This is a genomic window from Pseudoalteromonas sp. GB43 (assembly GCF_054923805.1).
This window is the reverse complement of sequence record NZ_JBPCHJ010000002.1, coordinates 291,748-303,828: the sequence shown is the minus strand read 5'-3', so window position 1 is coordinate 303,828 and position 12,081 is coordinate 291,748. Positions and strand designations below refer to the sequence as shown.

The following is a 12,081-nucleotide window of genomic DNA, read 5'->3' as shown; positions in this document are numbered from 1 at the left end:
ATTTTTTCAGCGCACGTACAGTATTTAGGATTTATCAGTGGCAAAACAAATTCAGGCAGTTCGTGGTATGAACGATTGTCTGCCAGGCGATACGCAAATTTGGCAGAAAGTAGAAGATATTTTACGTGAAACAGTTTCATCGTTTGGTTATCAAGAAATTCGTTTTCCAATTGTTGAATCAACCGACCTATTCAAACGCTCTATCGGTGAAGTAACCGATATCGTCGAAAAAGAAATGTACACCTTTGCTGACCGTAATGGCGATAACTTAACTCTTCGCCCTGAAGGTACCGCAGTGTGCGTGCGTGCAGGTAATCAAAACGGTCTACTGTATAACCAAGAACAACGTTTATGGTATATGGGCCCGATGTTCCGTCACGAGCGTCCACAAAAAGGCCGTTACCGTCAATTCCACCAATTTGGTTTAGAAACATTCGGCATTGCCACTGCTGATATTGATGCAGAAGTTATTTTGCTGACAGCCCAATTATGGAAAGAGTTTGGTATCAGTGAGCACGTTCGTCTTGAGCTTAACTCATTGGGTTCAAATGAAGCGCGTGCAGACTACCGTGATGCACTTGTTGCTTACTTAGAGCAACACGTCGATGTACTTGATGAAGACTCTAAGCGTCGTATGCACACCAACCCTTTACGTGTGTTAGATAGCAAAAACCCTGATGTACAAGCCATTTTAACTGAGGCGCCTAAACTATCTGAGCACTTAGATGCTGAATCAAAAGAACATTTTGAAAATTTATGTGAACGTTTAGACGCTGCAGGCGTCGAATACACGGTAAATGAAAAGCTTGTACGTGGCCTTGACTATTACAACCGCACCGTTTTTGAGTGGGTAACCGATAGCCTAGGCGCACAAGGAACCGTTTGTGCCGGTGGTCGATACGATGACCTAGTTGAACAACTTGGCGGTAAAGCAACACCAGCGGTAGGTTTTGCAATGGGTCTTGAGCGTTTAGTGTTATTACTTCAAGCACTAGAAAGTGTAGGTGACATCCGCCGTAGTGCTGATGTATATTTGGCAGCCATGGGCGATAAAGCCAGCATTCAAGCGCCTATCATTGCCGCTCAGTTACGTAAAGATGTTGCAGGTCTTCGTGTTATGGTGCACGCAGGCGGTGGCAACTTTAAAAAGCAATTAAAACGCGCAGATAAAAGCGATGCGCTAGTCGCAGTTATTATCGGCGAAGATGAATTAGAACAAGGCGTTGTGACAATTAAGTACTTACGTGAGCGTAAAGAACAAGTCACCTTAAAACTAGAAGAAGCGAAAACGCTACTAGCTGAGCTTATTTAAGCCCAGCTAGCAACAGAGGTAAGCATGGAAATTTATTCAACAGAAGAACAACAAGAAGAAGCGATCAAACGCTTTTTCCGTGAAAATGGTTTAGCACTTGCGATTGGTATTGTTGCTGGTTTAGGTGGTTTATATGGTTGGAAAGCTTATAACCAAAACCAAATCACCACGGCTGAGAAAGCATCTGACTCTTTCACACAACTTGTTGAAAGCGGTGCCGTGCTAGAAAAAGCGGATACGTTTATTAAAGAAAATAACGAGTCAAGCTACAGCACGCTAACAGCATTTGTTGCGGCAAAAGAAGCCGTAGAAAAGAATGACCTTGATGCAGCAAGCGAAAAGCTTAACTGGATCATCACCAACGAGCAAAACCCTGAGCTTAAAGCAACGGCAACAACGCGCCTTGCTCGTGTTCACCTTGCGCAAAAGCAATATGAGCAAGCGCTAACAACGCTAAACGCCCAGCTTCCTGCATCATTTACTGCTGCAGTCGCTGAATTAAAAGGCGATGTTTATGCTGCACAAGGCGACAAAGACCAAGCACGCAGCCAATACCAAGCTGCTGCGGATAATGGCGACCTGAAAACAACCCGTTATTACAAATTAAACTTGATGACTTAGCACAAACTAGCCCAGCGGCGTAAGGGGTTAAGATGAAGAAGTTAACAGCGGCAACACTTGCTCTGTGTATCGCAACCCTAACTGGGTGTTCGTCAAGTGATGACGAAGAAGAACTGGTACTGCCTGAAATTGTTAATCAGTTTGAGACAGACGTAGTATGGCAAGAATCAATTGGTGACGGTGTTCAGCATTATTTCTCGCGCTTAACGCCGGCTATTCATAACGATGTTGTGTATGTAGCAAACCGCGAAGGTGAAGTTGAAGCCCTTTCGCTTGAAAATGGCGATACGCTATGGCAAACCGATGTGCGTGAAAACCCTGCCTTTTGGCCTTGGGAAACCACAGAAAGTGCCAAGTTATCGGGTGGTATTTTACAAGCTTACGGCAAAGTTTTTGTTGGTTCTGAGCATGGTTACTTAACCGCGCTAGACCGTGAAACAGGTGAAATTGTTTGGCGTAAAACGATGCCTGGCGAAGTACTTGCTAAACCTGCTGCAGGCGACGGCTTAATCTTTGTAAACCTAGGCTCTGGTAAATTATTAGCAGTGCACCCAGATACAGGTGAAGAACGTTGGCGCTTCGAACAAGAAGTACCACCACTGACATTACGTGGTCAAAGTTCACCAACTGTGGCAAACGGCGGTGTATTACTAGGTCTTGAAACAGGTAAATTGAGCGTATTAATTTCAGAAAACGGCTACTCTGCATGGAGTGCTGAAATTGCCTCTCCTAAGGGTGCATCTGAGTTTGAACGTTTAGTTGATGTAGATACACAAGCATTAATTAGCGGCCCATACGCCTATGCAATCGCTTATAATGGTAACTTAGCAGCCGTTGATATTCGTTCAGGTAATGTTGTTTGGAAACGTGAATATAGCAGCTACCGTGATTTATCTATGGATAGCCAGTCTATCTATGTTGTTGATAGCGATGGTGTTATTTACGGTCTAGATAAAACATCAGGTATTGAGCGCTGGAGCCAACCAGCACTGCGCGGCTGGTACTTAACAGGTACCGACTGTGGCTGGTAAATATTTAGCATTAGGTGACCAAGAAGGTAACCTACACTGGTTAGACAAAGAAACGGGCGAGCTTGTATCGCGCGAAGACTTTGACAGCTCAGGTTTCTTTATTGAGCCTGTTGTTGCCGGTGACAAATTAATTTTATACACCCGAGATGGTGAAGTTAGCGCGGTTAAAATTCCAAACTAACTTACTAATAGTAAACGTTATTTTTCTAAGGCTTCGCTTGGCGAAGCCTTTTGTTGTTTTTTTAAGAGGTAGTTTATGCTTCCCGTGATCGCTCTTGTTGGGCGACCCAATGTGGGCAAATCCACATTATTTAACCGTTTAACACGTACTCGTGACGCCCTCGTAGCCGACTTTCCAGGCTTAACACGAGATAGAAAATATGGCCAAGCTGATTACGATGGCTATGAATTTATCGTGGTAGACACGGGTGGTATTGACGGTTCTGAGCAAGGTATCGAAACTGAAATGGCTGAGCAATCGCTTCTGGCAATTGAAGAAGCCGATATCGTGTTATTTTTAGTTGATGCCCGCGCAGGTATGACTGCCGCTGACCAAGCAATTGCGAATCACCTTCGTAAACAACAAAAGAAATGTTTTGTTGTGGCAAACAAAGTCGATGGTATTGATGCAGACTCGTACTGTGCTGAGTTCTACCAGTTAAGCTTAGGTGACGTACATCACATTGCAGCGGCTCACGGCCGTGGTATCACGCAGCTACTTGAAACAACTTTACAGCCAGTCATTGCCGAACTTGCAGGCGAAGCTGAAGAGCTTGAAGAAAGTGATGACGAATTAGTTGATCTTTACAGCGAAGATGAAGAAGGCGAAGACAACCAGCAAGCCTTTGCTGATAAGCCAGTAAAGCTTGCAATTATCGGTCGTCCTAACGTTGGTAAGTCAACACTTACAAACCGTATCTTAGGCGAAGAACGTGTAATCGTTTACGATATGCCGGGTACAACCCGTGATTCTATCTATATTCCGATGACACGTAACGACAAAGAGTACATTCTTATTGATACCGCAGGTGTTCGTAAACGTAAGAAAGTAAGCGATGTTGTAGAAAAATTCTCTGTGATCAAAACCCTTAAAGCGATTGAAGATGCTAACGTGGTATTGCTTGTGGTTGATGCGCGAGAAGGTATTTCTGATCAAGATTTGAGCTTACTAGGTTTTGCCTTAAACGCAGGTCGTTCATTGGTTGTGGCTGTTAACAAATGGGACGGCCTAGACGATTACGTTAAAGAACGTATTAAGTCAGAACTTGACCGTCGTTTAGGTTTCATCGATTTCGCACGTTTACACTTTATCTCTGCTTTACATGGCACCGGTGTGGGTCATTTATTTGAATCAGTAGACGAAGCGTACGAATCAGCGACTAAACGTATTAGCACAGCGATGCTGCGTCGTATCATGGATATGGCACAAGCTGATCACCAACCGCCACTTGTTCGCGGTCGTCGTGTAAAACTTAAATATGCTCACGCAGGGGGTTATAACCCACCACGTATCGTGATCCACGGTAACCAAGTTCATGACTTACCAGATAGCTACAAACGCTACCTAATGAACTATTACCGTAAAGCATTAGGTATTATGGGCACGCCAATCAAAATTGAATTTAGAGAAGGCGACAACCCATACGCTGGCCGCACTAACAAAGTGACCTTATCGCAAAAACGTAAAATTCGTGCATTTGCGAAAGAAAACCGCAACAAGTCGTAATTTCTACAGCTAAGCTTTAAGTATTACAAAAACCTTGTAAGTATGACTTACAAGGTTTTTTTATTGCTGAAACTATGCTTTATTTAATAAACGAATAATAAATAGAGCAGCATAAATGGACTTTTTAAGTCAGGTTATTTACGTCGATAACGTAGAAGAAGTACTCGACTTTTACTATCAAGCATTTGGTTTTAATACCAATCATATCAGTGACGATGCTGAGTACGGTGAACTTGTTACAGGGGCTGTAAAACTTGCCTTTGCAACCCACCCGCATGCGCAAGCATATTTCAAGCAAGGGTATATTCGCGCCCATCCAAAGCAGCCTGCTCTTGGTTTTGAGCTAAGATTCAGTTGCCATAATTTAGTCGAAAGTTACGATAAAGCTGTACTTGCTGGTGCTGAGCCATTATGCCCGCCCACTAAAAAAGACGCCCAGCATTATGCGTATGTTCGGGCTATTGAGGGCACTTTAGTGTGTTTAGTAGAAGATTAGCTTTTTGTAAGGTCCGCTTTTGTTAGGTCAGTATGCAGCTCAAGGGTTAACTCGCGTAATAACTCGATTCGCTCCAAACTCATATTTGAGCGTGCCATTAACTTAGCTGTTAATTCTTCAGCATCAACTTTAAGCAGCACTCAATGTAATGAACGATTACGGCCGTATTCCTGTATGTGGCATGATCTCAGGTTACAATAACGACACTGCACAGCCAGGACCAAGCAACCTGTTTTATATCAACTCGAAAAAGCTCACCATGCAAGGCTTTATCGTGATTGATTGTTTTGATCAGTTCCCTGAGTTTATTGAGCAAATGAGTGCGTGGATCAGCGAAGGTAAAATTAAATCTGAAGAAACGGTTTACCATGGCATTGAAAATGCCGTTGATGCATTTCTTGGCCTGTTTGAAGGTAAAAATAAAGGAAAAATGCTGGTTAAGCTATAACACTTAATAACCAATAAAGCCTGTATCTGAGTTGGTACAGGCTTCTTATTAAGCAAGTTTAAAAAATACGATTGCCGAAACAAGCATCCCTTGCCCTTACAAACCTTCATACTCGGCCTTCCTTGGTTTTAAAATTTGCTTTCTGCAGTCAACCATATCCCAACAATCTGTTTCAGGTACGCCGTAATACCACGCTTTAAAAATAGGTTGATACTTTTCAATCACACGTTGTTGCATGCTTTCTGAAAAATGGGGTAAGTAAACCGTTTTAGTCAACGTGATATGCCTTGCAATCATCTGTCCTAAATTAAAACGCGCTTGGCGATACCTAATATCTGCTTTTTTAAACTCTCTGCTATCTGGTGCGAATTTTTGCATGTCTTGTTTAGGGCCTTCCGCCCAGCCAGCTACTTTATTCATTTGTTCAGCAAAGGGCTTAACAGTAAACGTTACATAAATGGGGTCATCAGCATCGGTAGGCGCAAAACCTCGAGTAAAGACGTTGTAGTGATAATTAGGATGAGTAACTTTAAAAAGAATTGTTGCGTAGGCATTAGCTTGCAATAGGTCTAACCGCTCTCGCGGGAAGGTAATTGGCTCATTGGCATAGCTCGTTTTTAGATATCTATAACCGGAGTCTATGCCACAGCTACTATGACCACACGACTCTGTGTACACAGACTCTATTATAAAAGGAAACTCCGACACTGAGCCATCTTCTGTTTTAATTGTCACAACGATGAACGCGATACCCATGCGCCTTATCGAGTACTGTAGTGCAACTTGTTGTAAACAAACAGGCCAGTAACACGCTCATAAACACCACTAATTTTTTCACACTATTGACCTTATTTTTTAAAAATTATTTAGCGCTAATAATGGGAGCTTTTAAATATTCTCTTCCTAGTCATTCAAAATCGATAAATAGGCAAGTTCTGCTAGTTTTTCTAAAGGTGACGTTGCATTAGACTCAGGCTTTTTAGCATGAACCGAGTAACGCCTTTTGGGAATTTTAACTTGAATAAAACCATGATTATTGGCCATATCAATACGCAGCATTTCACGCTCTTTTGGCGTTAAATGATTTTCATGGATCTTTTCAAGCTCGCCATGATCAAGCCAAATAGCCGCACAATTTGGACATTCGTCTATTTCAACCACTTTTAGTGGCGTGAAAAAGCGTCGCATCATCACCACGTCAGGGCACTTCGGGCAATTAATTCGCTTTGCTAAATCAACGCATTCTGTTGGCAGAGTTTGTAAATGAGCCACCAGCACTTGCGCTGGTTTTAAACTTGGATCGCTAAAGTGGAATATTTGTCGATTATCAAAAAATACACCACCGCTTTTTGATAAATACACGTTAACATCGCCAATGCTCACTGCTTCAAGTGCTGTTTTAGTACGCGGGCAAAACATAGACCTTCCTTGTTTTAAATTTAACTTAGCGCTTTTGTAATTATCGGTTTAAGCGGCTCAGGTAAGCTGATGTTACCAGCTAACACAAATTCATGTGCTTCGTTTGACATTTTTTGCCAAGTTTTACGAATAATACCCAACCATTTTTGCTCATCGTAATCAGGCTTGCTAGTTGCAAAATCAAGCATGTAATGTTCGATAAACACAAGGCTTGCGATATCTTCAATCAATTGGCTATCAGGGTTTCGCTTTATATTCTTTTTAGCCACGGCTGCGTATACACGCTCACATTCACTCGTTGAGTAACCAGCGGTTTTCATAAGGGCTGTTACACGCTCGGCATGAAAATCATATAAAGCAGTGCGCCATTGATAATAACCTTGCTTACCCATAGGGAAGTCACTGCGAGGAGAGCGCCAGCGTTCAATATGTTATCCCGTGCAGCAATATGCATTAGTTCATCGGCTTGCGGATTAAAACGGTTAAGCATATCGGTCATACGCATAGAATATAAAGATTCTTTAGCTAACGCTTGCCCAGCATGCTTAACACGATTGGGGTCTGCAGCATTCGCTGCATCTATGGCTTCTATAACAGTTTGAGACATATAACATTCTCTAGGTGGTTTATAGCCATGATTATAATGAGCAACAACTACTTTAGCTACTTTGCTCTAGCAAACAACTCTATTACAAACGAGTAAGGTCCATCGCGATGCTGTGCTTAGGCTTTTCAATCATTCGAAGTAACTCTTTGCCGTTAGAGCTTACAATAAACGTTGGGGTATAACGAAGGTCGTACTGCTTAGCTAAACCATCAGGGTCAAGCTTATCGTAACCAACCGCAATTAATTGGAGTGATTTCAGCTTTACACCCGAACCATCAAGTAACTTTAGTAAACGAGGCACTTCACGCTTAGAGTCATGACACCACGTACCTAAAAATACTAATACTTGTTTACCACTGAGCGTTTTAATCGTGTTTAAATCATCCTCAGATGGTGAATAGTTTTTATACTCTTTAGCAAAAGCAGGATATTGTGCGAGTAAATCCTCAGCGGTAATTTCCCCACTGTACGGCGACGTCGTTGCAAATGTGAATGATGAGAATAATAAGGTAACGAAATAAATAACTTTTTTCATTGTGAGTGCTCTTTGTTCTAATTAACTCACAATAACCAAATTATCGAAAACACTCCAGCATTACAATTGCGAGTTTGCACATACTTACTTTCTATGAGGTGCTTTAGATAAACTCGCAATGCTGTGAATAAGCCATTAAAATACGCTTTTATAATTAACCATGGTGCCATTTATGTCTTTTCCTCCTTGCCCACAATGTAACTCTGAATACGTGTATGAAGATCAAAACAATTTAGTTTGCCCAGAGTGTGCTCACGAGTGGGACCCCAATGCGGTTGATACCGATGATGTGATCAATGTGAAAGATGCTAACGGCACTTTATTGGCTGATGGAGACAAAGTGACCGTTGCTAAAGATTTAAAAATTAAAGGCAGCTCGCAAGTTATTAAAATTGGCACCAAAGCCGTGATCCGCCGTGTGCTAGATAAAAAAGACCACGAATTAGACTGTAAAGTCGATGGCGTTGGTGAAATGATGGTAACCGCTAAGTTTGTTAAAAAAGCTTAAAGAAGCATAGTAAGTAAATCGACTAACCAGATTTACTTACTAACATTAGTAAAGTTACTTCTTTGTCACCACGCCTTCAGGTATGTGTAAAGTAAGTTGTGGGAAAGGAATTGTCAGGCCGCTTTCTCGATTGACTCTTTGACACGTTTGTTTAAATCCCAATAGGTTTGCCAATAGTCTTCATTTTTAGCCCATGCTCTTAGCTGAATATTCACCGAGCTCTCAGCCATGGCTGTCACCATCACTTGCGCCGCCGGTTCACTCAGTAAACGGCTTTCGTTCGCGGCAATATCTTTTAGCACCGCAAAGCCATCATCGATTGAATCGGCATATGAAATACCCACAACAATATCCATTCGGCGTTTGCCATTTCGGGTGAAATTTTTAATATTGTTACCCCACACTATGCCATTAGGTGATGCAATATAAAGACCATCAATCGTTTGAAAAACACTGGTGAATAGGTTTACCTCAGAGACAGTACCTTGCATCGAGCCTATTTCAACAAAGTCACCAACTTTAAACGGCCTTAATATAAGTAACATCATGCCTGCTGCAATATTACTTAAAGTGTCTTTAAGGGCTAAACCTATCGCCAAACCTGCCGCCCCCATTAGGGCAATAAGGCTTGCCGTATTCACGCCAAAGATATCTAAAATAAATACCCCGCCAATAATATACACCGCATAGCCTGCCACAGACGACAAAATAGGCAGCAAGGTATTATCAACTTTTTTAAGCGTCGCGTTGGAGTTTTTTATAGCCTTTTTCACTGACTTAGCAAGCACTGCACTGGCAATTAAAATAACAATTGCGAGTATCAATTTATACCCTAGCGCTATGATTGTTTCTGAGTTATTGAGCCAAAACTCATTGAGGGTTTGTTTCATAAAGATCCTTGATTTTTTTAAATTCGAAATTGCATTTATTGATAAATTGAAAAGAAAAGCCATGCGTTATAGGCAATAAAAATCAGCAATAAACCAATACCTTCAGCGCGATTTACCCTGCCAATACCTCGGTGCCCATAAGCAAAAATTAATAAAAATATTGAAAGAGAGAACATCGCCAGCCAATCTCGCGATAATAGATCCGGTGAAAGGTTATCAGCTGGCGCTATCATCCCTGCAATACCTGTGACGGCCAAGATATTAAATATGTTTGAGCCAATCACATTACCAATGGCAATGTCGTGTTCACCTTTTCTGGCTGCGGCAATTGAAGCTGCAAGTTCAGGGAGCGAAGTGCCAAGTGCCACAATTGTGAGACCGATAATGAGGTCGCTAATACCCATAATCTCAGCAATACTGACTGCCCCCCATACCAATAGCCTTGAGCTAATAATGAGTACAACAAGCCCAACTACCAGCCAAACAATAGCTGCTTTAAGTGACATTGTTTGCACGTTAAGTTCTTGCTCAACATCTGTTGCTAAGCTGTCATTTTTGCTTTTAAGGCCAGAATAAATACTCCACCCCATAAAACTAAAAAATCCAAGTAACAATACACCTGCGTCAAAACGTGATAAGCCACCATCAAAAATCAGTAATGCAAATAGCACACTCACCACAAGCAATAGTGGGAGTTCTTTTTTAACGATATTAGAGTGAACAGCAATCGGGGCAATCAGCGCTGTTATCCCTAGTATAAGCCCAATATTGACAATGTTTGACCCCAGCGCATTACCTAAAGCAAGCTCTGGGCTGCCATCAGCAGCAGCCATGACCGATACCAACATCTCAGGAGCCGACGTACCAAACCCAACCACAATCATACCAATGAGTAAACTAGGTATACCTGCATATTTTGCGCTTACAGCTGCACCATCAACAAAGCGATCAGCGCTCCAAATCAGCAATACAAAACCAACTAAAATGGCAAGGATAAACAAGGTCATAGTGCTCTCCAACAGAAGGGTTGCAAAGCAAAATGTGATAAATAAACCGATTTAAGAGGACAGAAATAACCATATAAATGGTCTAGAAATGTAACAAGCACGAGACGGTTCCTTAGGGCGAAGAACAATAAGACACGCATCAAGGTCGCCCATTGAACCCAATACGTGCCTTAGGTCTTGTCAATCCGGCTTGCGGACATGAACGCCACGAACATTGGTTCGGAGACTGTTGACGTTCATCTTAATCTAAGAGACTACTCCCCTAAGGTTAGGTAAAGACTATATAACTAAAAGTCATACAATTAAAGCTCTATTTGTTCCTTTTTTACTTGTTATTTAGAAGCTCAAATGTTCTACAACAATCCCTGTAACTTGACAATGTTCACAGCTCTTCAAGAGTGTAACTTGTATAGTTTGGTTCAAACATCATTGCTATCCTTGCTTTGGGTTATTAATTCTTTGGGTACTCAGTGCTTTAGATATAATGTACCATTTTGCTTTATTTGCAAAAGCCATTGATCAAACAAATTGTTCGCGATACTCAGCTCTTCATCTGAAAGTGTCGGGTATTGTCTTTGCTCAAACCACGCATAACGATTATACACATCGTTATTTTGCGTGATTTCCATAATGAGTCGATTTATAGCGTAGGCTTTTGCTGCACTATGCTCACCAACTTGTTCGCTGTAATACATGCTCGCTAAACTCATCAGCGCTTGTTCACTGCCCTGCTTCGCTGCTTGCTCTAAAAATACGGTTTTACGCTCTTTAAAACCATCACGATTTTTGATGAACTCGGCACGTGACAACTTCTCAGGAAATTGCGACTTCATGTAAAATTCGGGAGTTAGCCCAGCAAACGTTTGCTGCGCAAAGGCAGAGCCCTGTTCTGCTGCCATTGTCAAATAACGGTAAAAAGACCGCCGCGTTGCTAAATCAACCCCTTCGCAATACTCATATTTCTCTAAAACACGGTTTTGCGTATCACCAGCATCGCTAAACTCATAGCTTTCGGCTAATGTTGCCTCAAGCGCCTCAGCATCTAAAGGAGCATTAAAACAATACTTAAGATTTTGTGCGATGAGATAGTTAGCCTCAGCATCACCTTGCTTAGCGCGTTGCTTTAGCTCAGTAAAATGGTCAATAAACACACCATCAAAACGCCATTTCGGTGCATTTTTGATAATAAATTCACGGCTATCATTGGCTTCACTCCCTTGCTCAGCAGATTCATCAGCTAACAAACTCGCATCAGGCTTTGTGGCTGATATGTTTGCTTGTGCCTCAACGTGCTGCGAAGCTGTTGTATCATTTGATGACTCTGAATTGGTTGCAAAGATTGCAGCTTCTCGTGAAGAATATATATAAATAACGAACAACAATACCAAAACCACAATTAAAAATGGCTTTACTCCTTGCCTAACAAAAGCATACCCAGACATAACAACCTACTTATTATTTTTGTTGCTCAGTAAGTTACA

10 protein-coding genes and 4 pseudogenes are annotated in these 12,081 nt (G+C 41.8%); 7 read left to right on the top strand and 7 right to left on the bottom strand.

Going from position 1 to position 12,081, the window contains the following annotated elements:
* The first annotated feature begins 37 nt into the window (after nt 1-37).
* The 6 genes and pseudogenes from hisS (at nt 38) to ACRWSG_RS18695 (ending at nt 5,634) form a co-directional block, all read left to right on the top strand.
* Nucleotides 38-1,312, top strand: a complete 1,275-nt coding sequence (gene hisS, locus ACRWSG_RS18720) for a histidine--tRNA ligase (protein WP_462167166.1) — start codon at nt 38-40, stop codon at nt 1,310-1,312.
* A 24-nt stretch (nt 1,313-1,336) separates the two neighbouring features.
* Nucleotides 1,337-1,956: pseudogene (locus ACRWSG_RS18715) on the top strand (YfgM family protein).
* A gap of 9 nt (nt 1,957-1,965) precedes the next feature.
* Nucleotides 1,966-3,145 (top strand): annotated as a pseudogene (gene bamB, locus ACRWSG_RS18710) (outer membrane protein assembly factor BamB).
* Nucleotides 3,146-3,220: 75 nt separating this feature from the next.
* A complete protein-coding gene (gene der, locus ACRWSG_RS18705; RefSeq protein WP_054553521.1) occupies nt 3,221-4,690 on the top strand; it encodes a ribosome biogenesis GTPase Der in 1,470 nt (489 codons plus the stop codon).
* Nucleotides 4,691-4,805: 115 nt separating this feature from the next.
* Entirely contained in the window at nt 4,806-5,186 is a 381-nt protein-coding gene (locus ACRWSG_RS18700; protein WP_187489350.1) for a VOC family protein, read from the top strand.
* Between the two features lie 148 nt (nt 5,187-5,334).
* Nucleotides 5,335-5,634 carry a hypothetical protein gene (locus ACRWSG_RS18695; protein ID WP_462167165.1) on the top strand — a complete coding sequence of 100 codons (300 nt, stop codon included), beginning with the start codon at nt 5,335-5,337 and terminating at the stop codon, nt 5,632-5,634.
* A gap of 96 nt (nt 5,635-5,730) precedes the next feature.
* Here the strand turns inward: ACRWSG_RS18695 and ACRWSG_RS18690 are convergent, their stop codons facing one another.
* From ACRWSG_RS18690 to ACRWSG_RS18675, 4 genes and pseudogenes are all read right to left on the bottom strand, one after another.
* Nucleotides 5,731-6,390, bottom strand: coding sequence for a hypothetical protein (locus ACRWSG_RS18690; RefSeq protein WP_462167164.1), 660 nt, complete (start codon nt 6,388-6,390; stop codon nt 5,731-5,733).
* A 147-nt stretch (nt 6,391-6,537) separates the two neighbouring features.
* Complete coding sequence (locus ACRWSG_RS18685) at nt 6,538-7,053, bottom strand: TFIIB-type zinc ribbon-containing protein (RefSeq protein WP_054553516.1); 516 nt, start codon at nt 7,051-7,053, stop codon at nt 6,538-6,540.
* Between the two features lie 20 nt (nt 7,054-7,073).
* Nucleotides 7,074-7,660, bottom strand: a pseudogene (locus ACRWSG_RS18680) (DUF4202 domain-containing protein).
* A gap of 82 nt (nt 7,661-7,742) precedes the next feature.
* Entirely contained in the window at nt 7,743-8,195 is a 453-nt protein-coding gene (locus ACRWSG_RS18675) for a TlpA family protein disulfide reductase (RefSeq protein ID WP_054553515.1), read from the bottom strand.
* A 172-nt stretch (nt 8,196-8,367) separates the two neighbouring features.
* Between ACRWSG_RS18675 and ACRWSG_RS18670 the strand changes: the two genes are divergently transcribed.
* Nucleotides 8,368-8,703, top strand: coding sequence for a zinc ribbon domain-containing protein YjdM (locus ACRWSG_RS18670; protein WP_054553514.1), 336 nt, complete (start codon nt 8,368-8,370; stop codon nt 8,701-8,703).
* Between the two features lie 54 nt (nt 8,704-8,757).
* Here ACRWSG_RS18670 and ACRWSG_RS18665 read toward each other — a convergent pair.
* The 3 genes and pseudogenes from ACRWSG_RS18665 to ACRWSG_RS18655 all read right to left on the bottom strand — a co-directional run bounded on the left by ACRWSG_RS18665 (nt 8,758) and on the right by ACRWSG_RS18655 (nt 12,042).
* Nucleotides 8,758-9,593: pseudogene (locus ACRWSG_RS18665) on the bottom strand (mechanosensitive ion channel family protein).
* 35 nt (nt 9,594-9,628) lie between these two features.
* Entirely contained in the window at nt 9,629-10,600 is a 972-nt protein-coding gene (locus tag ACRWSG_RS18660) for a calcium/sodium antiporter (protein ID WP_462167163.1), read from the bottom strand.
* Nucleotides 10,601-11,067: 467 nt separating this feature from the next.
* Nucleotides 11,068-12,042 carry an SEL1-like repeat protein gene (locus tag ACRWSG_RS18655; RefSeq protein ID WP_462167162.1) on the bottom strand — a complete coding sequence of 325 codons (975 nt, stop codon included), beginning with the start codon at nt 12,040-12,042 and terminating at the stop codon, nt 11,068-11,070.
* Nucleotides 12,043-12,081: the final 39 nt, after the last annotated feature.